Origin of the sequence: Ornithinibacter aureus (genome assembly GCF_009858245.1) — a bacterium.
Lineage (GTDB): Bacteria > Actinomycetota > Actinomycetes > Actinomycetales > Dermatophilaceae > Fodinibacter > Fodinibacter aureus.
In genome coordinates, this window is sequence record NZ_VMSB01000001.1 from 3,251,662 (window position 1) to 3,270,732 (window position 19,071).

16 protein-coding genes are annotated in these 19,071 nt (G+C 71.7%); 8 read left to right on the forward strand and 8 right to left on the reverse strand.

Going from position 1 to position 19,071, the window contains the following annotated elements; translation table 11 throughout:
* Positions 1-15: 15 nt before the first annotated feature.
* Complete coding sequence (locus C8E84_RS15570) at positions 16-1,791, reverse strand: ABC transporter ATP-binding protein (RefSeq protein ID WP_159903557.1); 1,776 nt, start codon at positions 1,789-1,791, stop codon at positions 16-18.
* Entirely contained in the window at positions 1,791-3,572 is a 1,782-nt protein-coding gene (locus tag C8E84_RS15575; protein ID WP_159903559.1) for an ABC transporter ATP-binding protein, read from the reverse strand. The genes C8E84_RS15570 and C8E84_RS15575 overlap by 1 nt, the downstream gene beginning before the upstream one ends.
* Before the next feature lie 71 nt (positions 3,573-3,643).
* On the opposite strand from C8E84_RS15575, the gene C8E84_RS15580 reads away from it, so the two are divergent.
* From C8E84_RS15580 to guaA, 3 genes are read left to right on the forward strand one after another with little or no spacing between them, the layout of a single operon-like run.
* Complete coding sequence (locus C8E84_RS15580) at positions 3,644-4,399, forward strand: SURF1 family protein (RefSeq protein ID WP_159903561.1); 756 nt, start codon at positions 3,644-3,646, stop codon at positions 4,397-4,399.
* Positions 4,386-4,754, forward strand: coding sequence for a DUF3817 domain-containing protein (locus tag C8E84_RS15585; protein WP_170296251.1), 369 nt, complete (start codon positions 4,386-4,388; stop codon positions 4,752-4,754). Before C8E84_RS15580 ends, C8E84_RS15585 begins: the two co-directional genes overlap by 14 nt.
* A gap of 3 nt (positions 4,755-4,757) precedes the next feature.
* Positions 4,758-6,371, forward strand: coding sequence for a glutamine-hydrolyzing GMP synthase (guaA, locus tag C8E84_RS15590; RefSeq protein ID WP_425495959.1), 1,614 nt, complete (start codon positions 4,758-4,760; stop codon positions 6,369-6,371).
* A gap of 111 nt (positions 6,372-6,482) precedes the next feature.
* Here the strand turns inward: guaA and C8E84_RS15595 are convergent, their stop codons facing one another.
* Positions 6,483-7,178, reverse strand: coding sequence for a helix-turn-helix domain-containing protein (locus C8E84_RS15595; protein WP_159903567.1), 696 nt, complete (start codon positions 7,176-7,178; stop codon positions 6,483-6,485).
* Complete coding sequence (locus C8E84_RS15600) at positions 7,175-8,356, reverse strand: sensor histidine kinase (protein WP_159903569.1); 1,182 nt, start codon at positions 8,354-8,356, stop codon at positions 7,175-7,177. Before C8E84_RS15600 ends, C8E84_RS15595 begins: the two co-directional genes overlap by 4 nt.
* Before the next feature lie 275 nt (positions 8,357-8,631).
* On the opposite strand from C8E84_RS15600, the gene C8E84_RS15605 reads away from it, so the two are divergent.
* From C8E84_RS15605 to asnB, 3 genes are all read left to right on the forward strand, one after another.
* On the forward strand, positions 8,632-9,387 hold the full coding sequence (locus tag C8E84_RS15605; protein ID WP_159903571.1) for a cutinase family protein: 756 nt from the start codon (positions 8,632-8,634) through the stop codon (positions 9,385-9,387).
* Between the two features lie 336 nt (positions 9,388-9,723).
* Positions 9,724-10,647: an alpha/beta hydrolase gene (locus C8E84_RS15610; protein WP_159903573.1), complete on the forward strand. Its 924-nt coding sequence runs from the start codon at positions 9,724-9,726 to the stop codon at positions 10,645-10,647.
* A gap of 113 nt (positions 10,648-10,760) precedes the next feature.
* Positions 10,761-13,451, forward strand: coding sequence for an asparagine synthase (glutamine-hydrolyzing) (gene asnB, locus C8E84_RS15615; protein WP_159903575.1), 2,691 nt, complete (start codon positions 10,761-10,763; stop codon positions 13,449-13,451).
* On the opposite strand, the gene C8E84_RS15620 is transcribed toward asnB, so the two are convergent.
* Together C8E84_RS15620 and C8E84_RS15625 are read right to left on the reverse strand one after the other, a co-directional pair.
* Positions 13,442-14,485, reverse strand: a complete 1,044-nt coding sequence (locus tag C8E84_RS15620) for a lysylphosphatidylglycerol synthase transmembrane domain-containing protein (RefSeq protein WP_159903577.1) — start codon at positions 14,483-14,485, stop codon at positions 13,442-13,444. The two genes, asnB and C8E84_RS15620, sit on opposite strands and share 10 nt — an antisense overlap.
* Positions 14,482-15,330 carry a PIG-L deacetylase family protein gene (locus tag C8E84_RS15625; protein ID WP_159903579.1) on the reverse strand — a complete coding sequence of 283 codons (849 nt, stop codon included), beginning with the start codon at positions 15,328-15,330 and terminating at the stop codon, positions 14,482-14,484. Before C8E84_RS15625 ends, C8E84_RS15620 begins: the two co-directional genes overlap by 4 nt.
* Before the next feature lie 36 nt (positions 15,331-15,366).
* Here C8E84_RS15625 and C8E84_RS15630 point away from each other — a divergent pair, with 36 nt between their 5' ends.
* Together C8E84_RS15630 and C8E84_RS15635 are read left to right on the forward strand one after the other, a co-directional pair.
* Positions 15,367-16,503: a glycosyltransferase gene (locus tag C8E84_RS15630; protein ID WP_246196979.1), complete on the forward strand. Its 1,137-nt coding sequence runs from the start codon at positions 15,367-15,369 to the stop codon at positions 16,501-16,503.
* Positions 16,500-17,168, forward strand: a complete 669-nt coding sequence (locus C8E84_RS15635) for an NUDIX hydrolase (RefSeq protein WP_159903583.1) — start codon at positions 16,500-16,502, stop codon at positions 17,166-17,168. Before C8E84_RS15630 ends, C8E84_RS15635 begins: the two co-directional genes overlap by 4 nt.
* A 9-nt stretch (positions 17,169-17,177) precedes the next feature.
* Here C8E84_RS15635 and C8E84_RS15640 read toward each other — a convergent pair whose 3' ends face one another.
* Together C8E84_RS15640 and C8E84_RS15645 are read right to left on the reverse strand one after the other, a co-directional pair.
* Complete coding sequence (locus tag C8E84_RS15640) at positions 17,178-17,546, reverse strand: hypothetical protein (RefSeq protein WP_159903585.1); 369 nt, start codon at positions 17,544-17,546, stop codon at positions 17,178-17,180.
* Positions 17,546-18,952, reverse strand: a complete 1,407-nt coding sequence (locus tag C8E84_RS15645; RefSeq protein ID WP_159903587.1) for a PspC domain-containing protein — start codon at positions 18,950-18,952, stop codon at positions 17,546-17,548. Before C8E84_RS15645 ends, C8E84_RS15640 begins: the two co-directional genes overlap by 1 nt.
* Positions 18,953-19,071: the final 119 nt, after the last annotated feature.

Sequence of the window (19,071 nt, forward strand, 5' to 3'; positions counted from 1 at the left end):
CCTGCTCAGGCCCGCTCAGGCCTCGTCGCGCCAGGAGCGCCACAGGGCCGCGTAGGAGCCGTCCCGTGCGATGAGCTCGTCGTGTGAGCCGAGCTCGCTGATCACGCCGTCCTCGACGACGGCGACCCGGTCGGCGTCGTGCGCGGTGTGCAGCCGGTGGGCGATGGCGACGACCGTGCGACCGTCGACCACCGCCGCGAGCGAGCGCTCGAGGTGGCGGGCCGCGCGCGGGTCGAGCAGCGACGTCGCCTCGTCGAGCACGAGGGTGTGCGGGTCGGCCAGCACGAGCCGTGCCAGCGCGAGCTGCTGTCCCTGCGCCTCGGTGAGTGGGTGCCCACCGGAGCCGACGACGGTGTCCAGACCGTGGGGGAGAGCGGCGACCCACCCCGCGGCATCCACCGCGGCCAGCGCCTCGTGCAGCTCCTCATCCGTGGCGTCCGGGCGGGGCAGCCGCAGGTTCTCGGCGACGGTGCCGACGAACACGTGGTGCTCCTGGGTCACCAGGGCCACCTCGCCGCGCAGCACCGGCAGCTCGAGGTCGACCAGCGGGACGCCACCACCGGTGACCCGTCCCGTGCGCGGCCCGTCGATGCCGGCGAGCAGGCGCCCAAGGGTCGACTTGCCCGCACCCGACGGGCCGACGATGGCCAGCCGCTCGCCGGGTTCGAGGCGCAGCGAGACACCGTGCAGCACGTCGCGGCCCTGGCGGTAGGAGTAGCGGACGTCGTCGACCTCCATCCGCTCCCCGACGGGCTGGGCCCCGGAGGCGACCCGGTCGGGCGGCACCTCGGCCACCCCGAGGATGCGAGCCAGCGAGGTCGCCGCGAACTGGATCTCGTCGAGCCAGGAGATGAGCTCGCCGAGCGGGTCGAGCAGCTGCTGGACGTAGAGCGTCACGGCCGTGGCCGCCGCGATGGAGATGTGGCCCTCCCAGGCCAGCCACCCACCCCAGAGCACCGAGGTGGCGATGGGCAGGAAGAAGCCGATCTCCAGCCACGGGAACCAGCGCAGGCGCAGTCCGAGCGTGTAGGCCTCGGCGTCGCCGCACTCGTCCATCGCCTCCTGGAAGCGACGGCCGCGGGCGCCCTGGAGGTCGAGGGCGTCCATCGTGCCGGCACCCTCGATCGTCTCCGACGCGACCCCGTTGAGCCGGGCGTAGGAGGCGTGCTCCCACAGGTAGCCGTCGCCGGCGCGGCGCAGGTACCACCGTGACGTCGGCACGTGCACGGCAGCCGCCGTCAGCAGCGCGAGCGCCGCGAGCGGGGAGGTGAGCAGGGCCGCGACCCCAGTGGCCGTCACGGTCGTCATCGCCACGACGATGGCCGGGATGCCGAAGCGGATGATGTGCGCCAGCGAGTCGATGTCGTTGGTCGTGCGTGCCACGAGGTCGCCGGTGCCGGCGCGTTCGACCGTCGACAGGGGCAGGCGCACCGACGAGGTGATGAAGTCCTCGCGCAGGCGGGCGAAGATGCGCTCGGACAGCACGAACGACGCGCGTCTGGCCACCCAGGTGAGCACCGTCTGGGCGAGGATCGCGGCGACGAGCAGCCCGATGAGGACGTCCACCCGGCGCAGGCTCGGCGACCCGGTCGTGACCTCCTGCACCACCTGGCCGACGACCCACGGGCCGACCAGGGCCACGAGGGCGGCGATGCCGTGCCAGAGCAGCACCCAGGTCAGGGGACCGAGGTGGTGGCGAAGGAGCTCCTTGCTGTGGGCCCGCACCGTCGCATTCGTCGCGATGGGCAGGGTGCGCGCCGCGTGGTCGGTGCGGCCGAGGAGCGGTGACATCAGTCCTCACCCCGCAGCACGACGTCGCGGTAGGCCGGGTGGGTGCGCAGGAGGTCGCGGTGGCGCCCGGTGGCGGTGACCGTGCCGCCCTGCACGAAGAGCACGGCATCCGCGGTGTCGAGCAGGAGCGGGCTCGCCGTGACGACGACGGTGGTCCGCCCAGCACGGTGCGCGGCAAGTCGCTGGGCGATGCGGGCCTCGGTGTGGGCGTCGACGGCACTGGTCGGTTCCACGAGCACGAGCACCTCGGGGTCACGCAGCACCGCCCGCGCCAGGGCGAGACGTTGGCGCTGCCCGCCGGACAGCGCCCGGCCGCGCTCCTCGAGCTCGCCATCCAGGCCGCCGTCGAGGGAGTCGACGGCATCCGAGGCGCTCGCGACGTGCACCGCGACCTCGCGCGCGGCGTCGTCGGCGCCGCCGAGGGTGTCGCGCACCGGCCCGCTGAACAGGTGGGGGTCGGCACCGGAGACGACGACCAGCGAGCGGACCCGCTCGATCGGCAGGTCGTCGAGGTCGACGTCGCCCCAACGCACGCCGTGGCGCCCGGGCAGCAGCCGGCCGAGGCGCTGGGCGATCTGCGCGGTGTCCTCGGGGTCGGCGCTCACCAGGGCGGTGAACTGCCCGGGAGCGACGACGACGCCGGATGCCGCGTCGGCCAGGTCCGCCATCACGTCCACCTCCGGCGTACCGACATCGACCAATAGGTCACCGGAGGTACGCCCGGCCTGCGTACCGACATCGACCAATAGGTCACCGGAGGTACGCCCGGCCGGTGCATGGTCGGGCTCGATCGTGAGGATCTTCACGATCCGGCGCGCAGCCACCCGGGTGCGGGTCAGCTTGTCGACGAACTCCGTCGCCGTGCGCAGCGGCATCGTGAGGAACGCCGTGTACCCGTAGAAGGCCACCAGCTGACCGGGGGTGATCTCCCCGGCGACGGCCAGGTGGGCGCCGATGCCGGTGACCACGACGACGAAGATCCCCGGCAACAGCACCTGGGCGGCATCCAACGTCGCCTGCACCGGCGAGAGGCGAACCCCGGCGAGACGCACCCGCTCCGACTGCGCCGCATACCGGGCGAGGAAGGTGTCCTCGCCGCCGATGCCACGCAGAACGCGCAGCCCGGCGACGGTGTCGGCGCCGAGTGCCGTGAGCTGCCCGGCCTCCTCCCGCTGTGCCTGCTGGCGCCGGTGCAGCGGTCGCACGACGAGGGCGAGTGACGCCAGCAGCAGCGGACCGCCGACGAGCATGATGACGCCCAGCAGCACCGAGCCGCGCAGCAGGATCGCCGAGACGACGATGAAGCTGACGATCGCGCCGGCCAGGCGGGCGGTGACGTCGAAGACCTCACCCATGCGCCAGAAGTCGCTCGCAAAGCTCGTGACGACCTCGCCGGCCGGCATCTGCCGGGTGACGGCCGGCCCGGCCCGCCGCACCGCGCGCTCGGTCACGACCGCCGTGCGAAACGACGACACCAGCCAGTTGCGCACGGCGAACCAGTGCCGACCGTTCGTCGTCACCGCGCTCACCAGCCCGAGACCCATGATCGCCGCAGCCCACGTCACGAGCGCGCGGGGGTCGCGGGCGACCAGTCCGTCGTCGACGGCCTTGCCGATGGCCGCCGGCACCAAGGCGATCGAGAGCATCCACGGCACGCCGAAGAGCACCCCGCCGACGAGTGTGCGCCACTGGTGCCGGGCCAGCCACAGGATGAGGCGGTCGGCGTCCAGCGGCGGGGCTGCGTCGGGGGCGGTCGCGTAGGGCCAGGGGTGAGGGGACATCGCCCGCCCACGCTAGGCGCCGCCGCCACCCCTCGGCCACCGAGTTTCCGCGGTGACGTAGCCTCGATGGCGTGTTGCGGACCGCCCTTCGGCCTCGGTTTCTCGGCCTCCTCGGTCTCGTGGTGGTCGTGGGGATCGCCTTCGCCTTCCTCGGCCGCTGGCAGCTCGGGGTCGCCGAGAGCCGCTCGTACCGCGAGGCCGTCGAGGCGGCCCGTGCCCAGGAGCCGACCGCGCTGACCTCGGTGCTGGAGCCCCACGCGCCGTTTCGCGGTGACCTGTCCTCGCGCCCGGTGACGGCGCAGGGCAGCTACGCACCCGAGGGTCAGCTGCTCGTGCCGGATCGGCGCCTCGACGGCGTGGCCGGGTCGTGGGTGCTCACGCCCTTCGTCGTCGAGGGCTCGGGGGCGACGCTTCCGGTCGTGCGCGGATTCGTCACAGACCCGGCGGATGCCGGGGCGCCCGCGTCAGGCTCCCTCACCATCGCGGGTGGGTTGGCGCCCGGGGAGTCGCCGTCCTCCGTGCCGGTGGCCGCGGGGGAGATCGGGTCGGTGGACCTGTCCCTGCTCGTCAACACCTGGCCGGGAGAGCTGTACAACGCCTTCGTCTTCCTGGAGTCCGAGACCCCGCAGGCTGCCGACCAGCCGACCAGGGTGCCGACGCCGCTGCCGGACACGAGCATCCAGTGGCGCAACGCCGCGTATGCCGTGCAGTGGTGGGTCTTCGCGCTGTTCGCTCTCTGGGTGTGGTTCCGGATGGTGCGTGAGGAGACCCGCCGTGAAGAGCGGCTCGAGGCGCCGGGAGATACTGGGTCCCGTGACGACGCCTGACTCCCGCACCCACACCATCGACGACGTCGAGGGGGCCCGCTCGCGGCTGACCTTCTTCAAGGTGATGGCCTTCATCGTCGGCGTCGGTCTGCTCGTGCTCGTCGTGGAGATGGTGCTGTCCTACGGCTTCGGGCTCAAGGGTGAGGACAACCCGCTGTACTGGTGGCCCCAGCCGCACGGCTTCATCTACATGGTCTACCTCGTCGCCACCGCCCTGCTCGGGTTCAAGGTCGGCTGGTCGCTGACGAAGATGGTGCTCGTCATGCTGGCCGGCTGCGTGCCCTTCCTGTCGTTCTGGGTCGAGCGCCGCGTCGCCGGACAGGTCGAGTCCGAACTGGCGGCGGCGCGCCAGTAACCTGTGCGGGTGAGCGAGACCCCCAGCACGCAGCCCGAGAGCACCCACCTTGCCGACCGTCCGGTGCTCGTCGTCGACTTCGGGGCGCAGTACGCCCAGCTCATCGCCCGACGGGTGCGTGAGGCCAACTGCTTCAGCGAGGTCGTGCCGCACTCGATGCCCGTGGCCGAGATGCTGGCCAAGGACCCGGCCGCCGTGATCCTCTCCGGCGGGCCGATGTCGGTCTACGAGGACGGCGCACCGAGCCTGGACCCGGCGCTGCTGCAGGCCGGGGTGCCGGTCTTCGGCATGTGCTACGGCTTCCAGGCGATGGCCCAGGCGCTCGGCGGCACGGTGGAGCGCACGGGGCTCTCCGAGTTCGGGGCGACCCCCGCCACGATCCTCGACAGCACGTCCACGCTGTTCAACGGCCAGCCCGTCGAGCAGTCGGTGTGGATGAGCCACGGCGACTCCGTGTCGGCCGCACCGGAGGGGATGACGGTGACGGCCACGACCTCAGGGGCGCCCGTCGCGGGCTTCGAGGACGACGAGCGTCGCCTCTACGGGGTGCAGTGGCACCCCGAGGTGCTCCACTCGACGTTCGGCCAGCAGGTGCTCGAGAACTTCCTGCTGCGCGGCGCCGGTCTCACGGGGGAGTGGACGGCTGCGAACGTCGTCGACGACCTCGTGGCGTCGGTGCGGGAGCAGATCGGTGACGCGCGCGTCATCTGCGGCCTGTCCGGTGGCGTCGACTCGTCGGTGGCCGCAGCCTTGGTCCAGCGGGCCGTCGGCAACCAGCTGACCTGCGTGTTCGTCGACCACGGGCTGCTGCGCTCGGGTGAGGCCGAGCAGGTCGAGCAGGACTTCGTCGCAGCCACGGGGGTCGACCTCGTCGTCGTCGACGCCAAGGAGCGCTTCCTCACGGCCCTGGCCGGGGTGTCCGACCCCGAGGAGAAGCGCAAGATCATCGGTCGTGAGTTCATCCGGGTCTTCGAGCAGGCCGCACGAGACGTCGTCGGTTCGCACGCAGGCTCGGACGACCACCCCGTCGAGTTCCTCGTGCAGGGCACCCTGTACCCCGACGTCGTGGAGTCCGGCGGCGGCACGGGCACGGCCAACATCAAGTCGCACCACAACGTCGGCGGCCTGCCTGACGACCTGCAGTTCAAGCTCGTCGAGCCGCTGCGGCTGCTGTTCAAGGACGAGGTCCGTCAGGTCGGTCTGGAACTGGGGGTTCCGGAGGCCATCGTCTGGCGCCAGCCGTTCCCCGGCCCGGGCCTCGGCATCCGCATCGTCGGCGAGGTCACCGGTGAGCGCCTGGACATCCTGCGTGCGGCCGACCTCATCGCCCGCGAGGAGCTGACCGCGGCGGGCCTGGACCGCTCGATCTGGCAGTGCCCCGTCGTCCTGCTCGGTGATGTCCGCTCGGTCGGGGTGCAGGGCGACGGGCGCACCTACGGTCACCCGATCGTGCTGCGCCCGGTGTCGTCCGAGGACGCGATGACCGCTGACTGGACCCGTGTTCCCTACGAGGTGCTGGCCAAGATCTCGACCCGCATCACCAACGAGGTGCGCGAGGTCAACCGGGTGGTCCTGGACATCACGTCCAAGCCGCCGGGCACCATCGAGTGGGAGTAGCCCCAGTGGAGAGTAGGCGAATCGCCGTGTGGCAGTCCTGCCACACGGCGATTCGCCTACTCTCGACGGCTCAGACGACCGCTGCGCGACCGCGCCGGTCGGAACTCAGACTCAGTCGAGGTCGTCGGCTGCTGAGCGCGTCGGCCAGTGGTCGACGAGGTCGCCGGGGCCAAGGCCCAGGGCTCGTTCGATGTCACCGGGCGAGGAGTCCTGCAGGTAGCTCGACACCACCCCCGAGAGGTCGCGCCAGTAGCCGCGCAGCGTCGACTCCGACAGGTACAACGTCCGGCTCAGTTCGGCGTACGTGAGCCCACGGGCCCGCCCGGCCAGCACCTCGCGTTGGCGCTTGTTGAGCACCGTGACCCGCCCACGGCGCACGAGCGCCTCGATGAGCCCGGTGACACTCGGCGGTGCCACGAGCTCGCCGCGCGACACGGCGAGGAACGCCGTGCGCGTCTCGGCCAGGGTTGACGACTTCGACACCACCCCGGTCGCACCGGCCGCGAGGCACGAGGCCAGCACGAAGCGGCGCTCCTCCTGGGTGTAGACGCAGACGCGGTACCCGGCATCCACGGCGGCGTGGATGGCAGCCACGCCCTGCGCGGCGTCGGGCTGGCGCAGGTTGACCAGGTGCAGGTCGAGGATGACGACGTCGGCGCGCGGGGCCGCGGCGAGGAAGTCCTCGAGGCTGGGGTGGCTGGAGACGAAGGTGAGGTCGGGCAGCAGCACCGACAGCGACTCGCGCACGGCGGTGGCGTCGTCGACGAGGCTGAACCGGACGTCGGAACTCTGCTCGGGGTCGGTCACCGGTCACCCTCTCTGGTCAGGGTGACGGTGGTGCCCACTCCGGGGACGCTGTCGATCGTGGTCTCGATTCCGTGCGGGCTCAGTTGGTCGAGGGTCAGGGTGCGGATGCCGACTCCGTAGGTCGTCTCACGGGTGTCGAAGCCGACCCCGTCGTCGTGCACGGTGACCGCCCAGCCGGGGGTGTCCTCGAGCTCCTCGGCGTGCAGCACGACCCGGGTCGCGTTGGCGTGCTGGCGCACGTTGATGAGGATGCTGCGCAGCGCGGTCGCGACATCGGTCGCCTCCGAGCCCAGCGTGGTTCCCCGGGCGAGGTCCGGGACGACGTCGAGGGGCAGGTCGGCGAACTCCGTCGCGATGTTCTCGACGAGCTCGGCGAGGTCGTGGGGTTCGTCGCCGGCCTGCCCCGGGCCTCCGGCGAGGTAGGCGCGCATGCGGTTGAGCTCGGTGGCGGCCTGGACCCAGACCTGCGAGGGCGTGCGGCTGTCGACGGCGCCGAGCGCGCCCTGGTCGACCAGGATCTTCATCAGCGCCGTGCCGTTGTGGATCGCGGCCCGAGCCTTGCGTTCCTCGTCCTCACGGGCGAGGCGGGCCGCGTACGCCCTGGACTCGTCGGCATCCTGCGCGATGCGCAGCACGGTGCCGACACCGAACCAGGCCAGTGGTGCGAGGCCGAGCATGGTGAACAGCTCGCCGACGACCGTAGGCACGTCAGCAGCCGTGGAGATGATCGGCAGCACGTACACGGCGCGGGCGGCCACCAGGGCACCGATCAGTGCCCCCCAGATGCGCACGTCGCGCACCCCGACGAGCGAGCCGGCGACCGAGAGCGAGTAGGCGCTCTGGAAGCCGATCCAGCTGCCCGTGCGCAGCTCGACCGGCACCGTGACGAGTCCGACGAGGATGAGGCCGACGGCGACGGCGGTGTCGAGGCACGCCCACGCGGTGCCCGGCGGCCGGCGTCGCACCACGCACACGGCTGCGGTGGCCAGCGCCATCACGCTGGCGACTGCCCACGTCACCGCGGTGAGGGCCCGGTGCTCGCCCTGGTCGAGAGCAGCCACCAGGGACGGGAGCATCTGGGCGAGGGTGGCGAGGCGCAGGCCGGCCACGAAGAGGCCGATGGCACGTTCGGCCCGTGGCAGGGTCGCCGCGTCGGTGCCCGTCTGGGCATCGGTCATGACGGTCATCGCTCACCTCCCCGCAGTTCTGTGCGTTCGTTCGTCCCCTGCATCCTCCACCACGACGCAGGGTGCTCAGGGCCGTCCGGGGCCACAGCGCGTCAATCCGAGCGACTTCCGCGCTTTCGTTGGATCCAAGAGGCTGTTTCTGCGGTTTCGTGGGATGCCGGGGCGGGCCGCGCCCGGCGACGCTGGCCCCGCGCCGGCCCGATGGGCGGCGCACCGTGATGACTGCCCGACACCGGGCCGGCGCCGGTCGTTCGAAGGAGAGCACCATGAAGGTCACCAGCACGAGGCGTCGCGTCCTGGCCGCCACCGCCGTCGTCGCCGCGGCGGTCGCGACCCAGGCCGCCGCCGTTCCGGCATCCGCCACCAACTCCACGCTCACCTGCGCCAACGTCATCACGATCGTCACGCGCGGGTCGAACGAGGCCGCCGGCACCGGTGGAACGACGAACGTGTACTCCTCCGGTGGCCTCGGCCTGATGTCCGGGGTCGCGGGAAAGGTCGCCAGTGGGACCTCGAAGTCGGTGCGCACGGTCGGGCTGAAGTACCCGGCCGCCATCGGCTTCGGTGGGCTCGCGTACTTCTCCAGCCTGGACACCGGCAAGGCCCGGCTGGCCGCAGAGCTCAACCGGCTCGCCACGTTGTGCCCATCCTCCAGGACCGTGCTCATCGGCTACTCGCAGGGCGCGCACGTGGTCGGCGACGTCACGTCGAACAGCAACCCGAACAAGCTGACCAGCGGCGCCAAGAGCCGCATCGCCGCGGTCTACCTCACGGGTGACCCGGTGCGGCGCCCCTACGAGTCGCACAACCGGGGGACCGGCATCGGTGGCGGGGTGCTCATCGACCGTGGAGCGGGGCAGATGAGCGGTCTGGGGTCGCGCATCGTCTCGTACTGCTCCAAGGGCGACTGGGCCTGCGATGCGCCCCACAAGGACCCCACCCGCAGTGCAGCGATCCACACCAGCTACGGCAACTCCACCCTCACCACGACCTACGGCACCTGGATCGTCGGCAAGCTCTGAGGCCTGGGAGATGGGCAATTCCGCGGATTCGTTGGATGCCGTGACCCCCACCCGAGCACCACGATGGTTCTCAGGGCTCCTCGCCGGGTCGCTGGTGAGGCAGGAGGGGTGAGCGCTGGCCCGGCCACCGGCCGATCCTGCCGGTGGCCGCGCCGTGCCCAACGGTGCAGGGTCCCGCCACCTCCGACGTGCCACCAGTCCCACCGCGGCTCGCCGTCTGCGTCGACTGCCGCCGAGGTGATGGGCCGTCCCGCTGAGGTGTGGGTCACTGCCCCGCAGGCCCGCGACATGGCAGGCTGTCCCCGGCATACTCACAGGTAACCAAAGGCGGCACCGATGCAGAGCACGACGACCACGGTCACGGCGAGCGACGGGACCGCCCTGCACACGAACCGGTGGGTGCCGGACGGTGCGCCCAAGGCCGTCGTCCAGATCGCCCACGGCATGGCCGAGCACTCGGCCCGCTACGCCCGGCTGGCGCAGGCCCTCACCGAACACGGCTACGCCGTCTACGCGCACGACCACCGCGGGCACGGCTCGACGGCGAGCGAGATCGACCACGGGTACTTCGCCGACGAGAACGGGTGGGACGCCGTCGTCGCGGACATGCGCGCCGTCACCCGCTTCGCCCAGGAGGAGAACCCCGGACTACCGGTCTTCCTCCTCGGGCACTCGATGGGCTCCTTCCTCTCGCGCACCTACGTCATCGAGGACAGTCGGGACCTCGCCGGCCTCGTGCTCTCGGGCACGGGCGGCGACCCCGGCCCGCTCGGCAAGATCGGCCTCGGTGTGGCCCGGCTGGAGAAGCGGGTGCGAGGCCCCCGCCACGTGAGCGCGCTGCTCGACAAGCTGACCTTCGGCCAGTTCAACGCGGCCTTCAAGCCCAACCGCACCGGGTTCGACTGGCTCTCGCGCGATGACGCCGAGGTCGACGCCTACGTCGACGACACGTACTGCGGTCGCACCTTCACCTCCGGCTTCTTCGTCGACCTCTTCGGCGGGATCCAGGTGATCAACGACCGTCGGCAGGTCGCGCGGGTGCGCCGTGACCTGCCCATCCTGCTCATCGCCGGCGACAAGGACCCCGTGGGCGACGGCGGAAAGGGCCCGCGCGCCGTGGCCGAGCAGTACACCTCCGTGGGGGTTCTCGACGTCACCTGCACGCTCTACCCGGGCGCCCGCCACGAGATCTTCAACGAGACCAACCGTGACGAGGTCACGGCCGACCTCGTCGCCTGGTTGGACTCCCACCTGCCCTGATGCAACGCCCCGGCTCACCCCGGGCGAGCCGATGGAATCGGACGCGGGCGGCATCCGTGGCAGGCTGGGTGGGCACCACCGCCAGCCCCGATACGTGAGGACCGACCAGACGCATGTGTGGCATCGCCGGATACCACGGGCTCCCCGCCGACCCCGCGCTGCTCCAGCGCATGAACGCACACCAGCAGCACCGAGGCCCCGACGGGGACGGGATCTGCGTCGACGGGCCCTGCGGCCTGGCGCACCGGCGGCTGTCGATCATCGACATCGCCCACGGCCAGCAGCCGATGGACACCGCCGACGGTCGGTACGCGATCGCCTACAACGGCGAGGTCTACAACTACCTCGACCTGCGCGGCGAGCTCGAGGCGCTCGGTCGTACCTTCACGACCGACTCGGACACCGAGGTCGTCCTCCAGGCCTTCGCGCAGTGGGGCGCCGACGCGTTCGACCGGTTCAACGGCATGTTCGGCCTGGCCATCTGGGACCGCCACGAGCAGCGGCTGACCCTGGCCCGCGACCACTTCGGCATCAAGCCGCTCTACGTCGCCATGGTCCCGAACGCGAGCGGGGAGGGCGAGGCGCTGCTGTTCTCCAGCGAGATCAAGCCGATCCTCGCGAGCGGCCTCTACGAGAAGCGGGTCAACGACCGCTCGGTCTACCGCTACCTGCGTTTCCGCGCCCACGAGGACGGCACCGAGACCTTCTTCGAGGGCATCGAGCGCCTCGCGCCGGGCGAGATGCTGGAAGCCGACGCGAACGGCATCCGACGTCGCATGTTCACCCGGCTGAAGGAGGAGCTGCTCGAGCTCGCCTCCGTGCAGCGCCCCTACGACGAGGCCGCGGCCGCCGAGTACAAGCGCCGCCTCGTGGAGTCGGTGCGGCTGCGCCTGCAGTCCGAGGTGCCCGTCGGCACCAGCCTGTCCGGTGGTCTGGACTCCAGTGCGGTCGCCGTCATCATCAACCAGCTGCTGAACGAGGGTGACTCGCTCTCCCTCAGTGCGGTCGGCGCCCGGCAGAACACCTTCTCGGCGATCTTCCCCGGGTCGATCAACGACGAGGAGAAGTACGTCGACGAAGTGCTCGACATCTGCACGGGGCACGTCGAGGCGCACAAGATCCTGCCGACGGCCGATGAGTTCAAGGCCGACCTGCTCGACTTCATCCGCACCCAGGAGGAGCCGATCATCTCCTCGGGGCCGTACGCGCAGTACCAGGTGATGCGCGAGGCCACGAAGCACGTCACCGTCCTGCTCGACGGGCAGGGCGCCGACGAGATGATGGCCGGCTACATCCCGTACTACTTCGTCTACCTACGTCAGCTGCGCGCCCAGGGCGCCACCCTCGCGGCCGCCGAGCTCGCGAAGAGCCTCGACGTGCTCTACCGGCTGGGCCGCTTCAAGCTCAAGGCCAAGGTCAAGTTCAAGAAGTCGATCCCGACGACCCAGCTGCTCAACCGGGAGTTCGTCGCCGCCCACCGCGACGAGCGCTACAGCTCCGAGGGTGCCAACCTCAAGAAGCGCCTCGTCGAGGACCTGTTCCACAACTCGCTGCCGAGCCTGCTGCGCTACGAGGACAAGAACACGATGCGCTTCTCCCTCGAGGGGCGCGTGCCGTTCCTCGACAAGGAGGTGCTGAAGTTCATCTTCAGCCTGTCCGACGAGGCGATCATCAAGGACGGCTGGAACAAGCGGGTGCTGCGCGACGCGACCCGCGGCCTGCTCCCCGAGTCGATCAACCGGCGCCGCAACAAGATCGGCTTCACCACCCCCCAGGGCGAGTGGTTCATGCGGCTGAAGAACCACTTCTACAACATCTTCCTCAGCGAGTCCTTCGCCAACCGGCCGTACGTCAACCAGACAGAGGTCATCGCGGCGTTCGAGGGCTGGATCAAGGGCGCGAACGACGTCGACACGATGACCTTCTGGCGCCTGATCAACCTCGAGCTGTGGATGCGCGAGTTCATCGACGAGCACGAGGATCCTGACGACGTCACCGCCGCGCCGGCCCGGGTCAAGACCGACTACGAGGCCAACGAGGGGCAGAACCTCGACCTCCTGACCTCCCTCGGTGAGGACGTGCGCCGCTACCCGGTGCGCACCGAGCTGTTCAGCCGCGACGACGACCTCGACGCGCGCGTGCTCGAGCACATCGACGCCTTCTTCGCCGGGCTGCCCGCCGCCGGCCCCGACCACGAGGCCGCGACGCGTGGACCGTGGTGGTTCTTCCTGTCCGAGAAGGTCGTCGCGATCACGCAGGGCCGCTCCTACTTCGTCTGGGACATCAAGGTCGGTCGACCGGCCCGCGTGCTGTCGCGCTATGTGACCCGCACCCCCGCCGGAATCGGCCTCGGCAGCCCGTTCACCATGCAGCTCGCCATCCAGGAGGCCGGCCTGCCGCGGGTGCTCTACGCCTCGGCCGGTGGCGCCATCGGCAAGGTCATCGGGCGCAAGGGCCTGTTCTACGAGCTCGTCGGCAACCAGATCAACGCCATCGACGGACCGACGGAGTACTCCGCCTACCCGTCGAACGTCTCGGCGAAGCTGGCCCCGAAGGACCCGGATGCCGTGGCGGCGCGCCTCAGTGCCGCGATCCGCGAGCGGGTCCCCGAGCCGTGGCGCTCGACCTTCGGCGGCACGGTGATCATGGACGCCAACGACATCGGCCGCAACGTCCTCGGCTCCGACGTGCCGGGTGACTGGACCCGGTTCGAGGAGATGTTCGCCGACAACCCGCTCGGTCAGGGCTCGCAGCAGACGCCGATGGCGATGGTCTTCCTGCGCGAGGGCACCGCTCAGGCGTAGAGCGGCTCCTCGCCCTCGGCAGGGGGCTCGGTCTTCGGGCTGAGGGTCCACAGCAGCCAGCCCAGCGCCCCGAGCGGCACCTCCATGAGGTGGGTGAACAGCGAGAAGAGCACGAGCCCGGCCGCGGCACCACCGGGATCGGCGCCCCAGCCGACGAGCACGACCGAGGTCGCGACCTCGGTGACCCCCAACCCACCCGGGGTGATGCCGATCGTGGTGAGCAACCGGCCGATCGCGTAGGCCGCGAAGAGCAGGTTCAGGGGCAGCGTCACCCCGGTGCTGCGCATGATGAGCACGAAGAGCACGTAGTAGGCGGCGAAGAACCCGATCATCCCCAGGGTCATCGACCACCAAGCGTGTCCCACGACGTGCTTGATCCGGCCGCGCAGGTCGGTCACGAGGTCGGAGATCCGCATCGTGGACTCCGGGCGCCGGCGCCTCACCAACGGGCCGATCACGGCATCCAACCCGCGACCGATGGCCTGAGCGGCCCGCTCGCTCGCGATGATCGACACCAGGGCCGTGAGGATCGCCAGACCCGTGAGCATCCCGGCCACGGCGAGGTCGGTGAGGGCCCCGGGCAGGCTGACGCCGCTGAACCACAGGACGGCGATCGCGATCACGGGCAGGGCGATGCGGGCCAGGACGTTCCAGACCCCGGTGACGACGACCGAGGTCGAGGTCGCGCGGCGGGAGAACCCCCACGAGCGACAGATCGCGTACGTGGCGGCGAGGCCGACGGCGCCACCACCGGGGAGGAGGTTGGAGACCGATGACCCGCACAGGTTGACGACCAGTGCCTTGCTGTGGGTCAGCCCCGGCAGCGAACCGGTGATGGTGAAGGTGTAGCACCACAGCCCGGCGAGCATGAGCACCTGGAAGCCGATGGCGTGGCTGACGGGGACCGAGGAGATGACCGTGCCGATGTCGTGCCACGTCGTCTTGGCGAAGTAGGGCAGGCCCCACCACAACAGAGCCACGGCGAGGCCGATCCCGACCACACCCTGGAGCACCTTGCGTGCGTGCGGGTTCACGCGTCTCCCTCGAAGATCTGGGTGTGGATGGGCCCCCCGCCGGGCAGGGCGGGGTCGCGGAACCACTCCCGGCCGAAGACGACATCGTAGAGAGGCCGCGGAATGCGCAGGAACGCGGCCAGGGTCCGGTCGCCGGTCTGGCCACCCTCGCCGACCGCGGCCGCACCACCACCGGTCGCCTGCGAGGCGTGGGCGCGCATCGACGACCGCTTGGCCACGATGTGCTTGCGCACGTCGATGCGGTGGGTGATGTCGGCGCGGGCGGTGAAGGCCCGCTCGAACGACGTCGGGTCGAACTCGGCCGGGAACCGGTAGACCCGAGCGACCGCGCGGATGGCCCGGGCGATCGTGTCGCGCGGCACCGTGGCCTCGAGCACGCGGGGGGTGCCGGCGATCACGGCAGCCCGTGCGCCCACCTCGTGCACCCGCACGTGGTCGCGATGGCCGTAGCCGCCGTTGGCGTCGTAGGAGATGAGCAGGTCCGCGCGTTCGGTGCGCAGGATCGCCGCGAGTCGCTCGGCGGCCTCCTCGAGCGGGGCGCGGGTGAAGCGCACCTGCCCCGGCACGTCGGGTTCCGGCTGCGGCCCGCTGCCGCTGTCGGCGTAGCCGAGCCACTCGACGCGGGCCACCCCGAGCGCCTGCGCCGACTGCCGCGCCTCGTTCAGGCGCAGGCCGCCGAGCTGCCCGTCGGCGCGCAGCTCGGCCGCTGCCAGCCCGGCCCCGCCGTCGGTGGCGAGCACGAGGACGACGCGGTGGCCCGCGCTGGCCAGGCGCGCCATCGTGCCGGCCGTCAGCAGGGCCTCGTCGTCGGGGTGGGCGTGGAACGCCACGATCGTTGCAGACATCGCCGCCCATCCTCGCGCATGGCAGGCTGTCCGCTCGTGAAGGTCGCCATGCTCTCTGACTGCTACCCGCCGCGCCTCGGCGGCATCGAGAGCCAGGTCCGCGACCTCTCCCGCCACCTCGTGGCCGCCGGACACGAGGTCGAGGTCTTCACGGCCACCCCCGGGCCCGACGGCGAGCGCGGCGGCGCGACCGAACGCGGTGACGACGGCGTCACGGTGCACCGGCACGCGTGGGGAGTGCCGGGCGGCATCCCCGTCAACCCGTTCGCCCCGCCGGAGATCCGCCGTCGGCTGGATGCCGGGGGGTTCGACGTCGCGCACGCGCACCTGGGCGTCGTGAGCCCCTTCGCGACCGACCTCGTGCCGGTCGCGCTGGACGTCGGCCTGCCGGTCGCGGCCACGTTCCACTGCGTCCTGGAGCGGTCCGCCGTGGTGTTCCGGGCGATCGGGCACCTTGCCCGCTGGGCCGGACGCGGCGTGGCACTCAGCGCCGTGTCGTCGATGGCTGCCCAGCGGGTGTCCGACGCCGCTCGCGGAGCCCGCGTCGAGGTAGTGCCCAACGGCGTGGATGCCGCGTGGTGGCACCCGGGTGGCGACGCCACGGCATCCGCGCCCCACGACGGCTCCGTGCACGTCGTCTCCGCGATGCGGTTGGTGTCGCGAAAGCGCCCCCTCGCGATGCTGCGGGTGCTCGAGCAGGCCCGCTGCGTGCTCGACCCAGCGGTCGACCTGCGCGCGACGATCGTCGGTGAGGGGCCGCAGCGTCGGGTCATGGAGCACCGGCTGCGCACCCTCGGGCTCGACTGGGTCGACCTGCCCGGCCGGGTGACCAAGGCCGAGCTGAGGGCCCTGCACCAGGGCGCGGACCTCTACCTCAGCGCGGCGCTGCTCGAGGCGTTCGGCATCGCCGCGCTCGAGGCGCAGGCTGCGGGGCTGCCGATCCTCGCCCGGCGCGGCACCGGCACCGACGACGTCGTTCAGGACGGGGTGAGCGGCCTGCTGGCCGACAGCGACGCCGCCCTGGCCGGCGCCCTGGCCCACCTGGCCGGCGACCGGGCGCTGCGCGAGCGGATGCGCGCTCACCTGCTGGCCTCCCGACCTGCCCAGGACTGGCCCGGGGTCATCACGTCGACGCTCGGTGAGTACCGCAGGGCCGGGGCGGTCCCGCGGTGATCACCGTCGTCGGGGAGCACGCGGGGCGCGAGGTGGTGAGCTTCGCCCTGGCCCACGGGGAGGACCCGGTCGCGGGGCTGGGGGCCCGCGGCTGGGACGCGCAGGTCGAGGCGGTCGAGGGGGTGCTCGGCGACCTGACCTTCCGGTATGCCGTGGTTCCCCTGGAGGGTGGGTCGGTGAACGACCCGGTAGGGCCCGAGGGGCCGGGGCTGTCGCGCGCCGAGCGGGTGCACATCGTGCCGCACCAGCGGGTGGCGGCGTACGCGGTCGTCGTGGAGCAGGGGCGCCTGCTGCTCACGCAACTGGCCCCGCGAACCGGTGCTGCCGGCCGGTGGAACCTGCCCGGCGGCGGCGTCGACCCGGGCGAGTCGCCGGTCGAAGCGGTCGTGCGCGAGGTGGCCGAGGAGACCAGCCAGGTCGTCGACGACGTCCGGCTGATCGACGTCATGACCCAGCACTGGGTGGGCCGGTCCGCGCGAGGGCTGGAGGACTACCACGCGGTGCGGGTGCTGCACACGGCCCGGTGCGCCAGGCCGACCCACCCCGTCGTGCATGACGTGGGCGGGTCGACGTCCGACGCTCGGTGGGTTCCCCTGGACGACCTCTCGTCGGTCGAGGTCGTGGCGAGCGTGCCCGTGGCGTTGCGCGCGGTCGGTCTCGCCTGAGGTCACGGGTCAGTCGCGGGTTCGGCTGCCGCGCAGACCGATCGCGCCGACCACGACGACGAGCAGGCCCGCCGCGACGACCGTCCACGGGCCGAGGTCAGTCCACGGGACGGCAACGTCGGTGAGCTGGGCGAACAGCGTCGCTGCGGCGAACAGCAGCCCGAGCAGGCCGAGCACGACCGCGAACGGTGCGGGACCGCTCAGGTAAGTGGGCTCGGGCAGCGCCGGGGCCTGTGGCACCGGGCTGGTGGCCGTGGGGGTGGCGGTGGCGGCCGAGGACGCCGGGGCCGTCGCCGTCGTGGGGGAGGGGGCGTCGTCGAAGACCGCGCTGCTGAGGGTGTCCTCGCGAGGGACGTCGGGCGTGCTGGGCGTGCTCATCACTGCTCCTGGATGGTGATCTGGCCGAGACCGAGCTCGGCGTCGATGATGACCTCGACGGGGGTGTCGCCGATCGTCATGGAGGTGCTGCGGTCGGCGCCCGAGTTCTCGTCGACGTCGGTGACGGTGCTGCCGGTGTGCCGGATGCTGCCGAACCCGACGTTCGCGTCGATCCGGGCGTCGAGGCCCTCCGGCACGAGGATGGTCAGCTCGCCGGCGCCCATGTCGACCTCGATGGTCTGGGGGGTCGTGCGGGGGGTGGTGGTGACGAGCCCGTCGAGGTCGAGGACGGCATCCCCGGCTCCGAGCTCGAAGGTCGTCGTCCCGGCGGCCGGCACCGGGCTCCACGTGCGCTCACCGACACCGTCGCTGGTGGGCACCCGTGCGTCGATGAGGGAGACCGCAAGCAGGAAGGACAGGGCGAACACGAGGAAACCGCTGAAGCCGGACGCGCGGCCCCGCAGCCCCAGGACCAGGACCACGAGGCTGACCCCCGTGAGGGCGATGAGGTACGCGAGGGTGGGCGCACTGCCGGGGAAGCCCGTCGGGCCGTCGAGGGCAGCGCCCAGGCCGATGCCGATGATGGCGATCCCGAGGGAGACCAACCCGATGAAGGCACTGGGCCGGCGGCGGCGGGGCTTCGGCGGAGGGGGCGGAGCCACGGGGCGCGGCGGCACGGGGGGAGTGGGCCGACCTCCGTACGGGGCTGCGTACTGCCCGGTGGCCGGAGCGCGGTACCCGCCGTAGGGCGGTGAGGTGGGAGGTGCGGACATGGTCTCTCCTGTGGGGGTGGACATGGGTGGGGTCGCGCCGTAGGGCGCGGACACGGGAAGGGTCGCGCCGTAGGGAACGGAAGCGGGCGGGGGAGGTGGCGGGCCGTAGGGCGCGGCAGGGGAGGGCCCGGATCCGATGGCTCCCTGGGCCGGTCCGTCGAGCGTGCCCCGCCGGTTGAGGACGAACCACGCGACGAGGGCGACCGGGATGAGCCACAGCGGCGCGATCCACCCGTCGCCCGAGCCGACGGAGGCAATGCCGCCGAAGACGAGGAGCCCTGCGAGGACGAGCAGGGCGATGGCCCCGACGTCGCCGTGACGGATGCCGCGCTCGGCGAGGATCACCCCGTGGCGGTCGGGCATGAGCAGCCACAGCAGCACGTAGGCCGTGAGCCCGACGCCCCCGACGAAGGTCAGGATGATCGCGGCGGCCCGGATGAGGATGGGGTCGACACCCAGTCGGTGGGCTAGGCCCGAGCACACGCCGCCGAACCACCGTGCCTCGGAGTCACGCACGAGACCGCTGGCGCGCAGCCGACCGAAGGAGTCGTCCAGGAAGGAGGTCCCGGCGGGCGGCGCACCGGGTGGGGGTGTGCTCGGAGGCGGGCCGGTGGGTGGCAGGTTCTGCGTCATGTCTTCAGCCTCGTCCTTCTCGCAGGCCTCCCGCCATGAGGGTCGACCCTGAGCACCCCCTGACCGCACCCCAGACCGACCCCCGGCCGGGTCCTCAACCGTCCCGGGGTACGTCAGGA

What these genes read in the sequence shown, in the direction of transcription:
- C8E84_RS15570 (WP_159903557.1), bottom strand. Translation starts at nt 1,791, where the DNA reads ATGTCACCGCTCCTCGGCCGCACCGACCACGCGGCGCGCACCCTGCCC.
- C8E84_RS15575 (WP_159903559.1), bottom strand. Translation starts at nt 3,572, where the DNA reads ATGTCCCCTCACCCCTGGCCCTACGCGACCGCCCCCGACGCAGCCCCG.
- C8E84_RS15600 (WP_159903569.1), bottom strand. Translation starts at nt 8,356, where the DNA reads ATGACCGATGCCCAGACGGGCACCGACGCGGCGACCCTGCCACGGGCC.
- C8E84_RS15605 (WP_159903571.1), top strand. Translation starts at nt 8,632, where the DNA reads ATGAAGGTCACCAGCACGAGGCGTCGCGTCCTGGCCGCCACCGCCGTC.
- C8E84_RS15610 (WP_159903573.1), top strand. Translation starts at nt 9,724, where the DNA reads ATGCAGAGCACGACGACCACGGTCACGGCGAGCGACGGGACCGCCCTG.
- asnB (WP_159903575.1), top strand. Translation starts at nt 10,761, where the DNA reads ATGTGTGGCATCGCCGGATACCACGGGCTCCCCGCCGACCCCGCGCTG.
- C8E84_RS15625 (WP_159903579.1), bottom strand. Translation starts at nt 15,330, where the DNA reads ATGTCTGCAACGATCGTGGCGTTCCACGCCCACCCCGACGACGAGGCC.
- C8E84_RS15640 (WP_159903585.1), bottom strand. Translation starts at nt 17,546, where the DNA reads ATGAGCACGCCCAGCACGCCCGACGTCCCTCGCGAGGACACCCTCAGC.
- C8E84_RS15645 (WP_159903587.1), bottom strand. Translation starts at nt 18,952, where the DNA reads ATGACGCAGAACCTGCCACCCACCGGCCCGCCTCCGAGCACACCCCCA.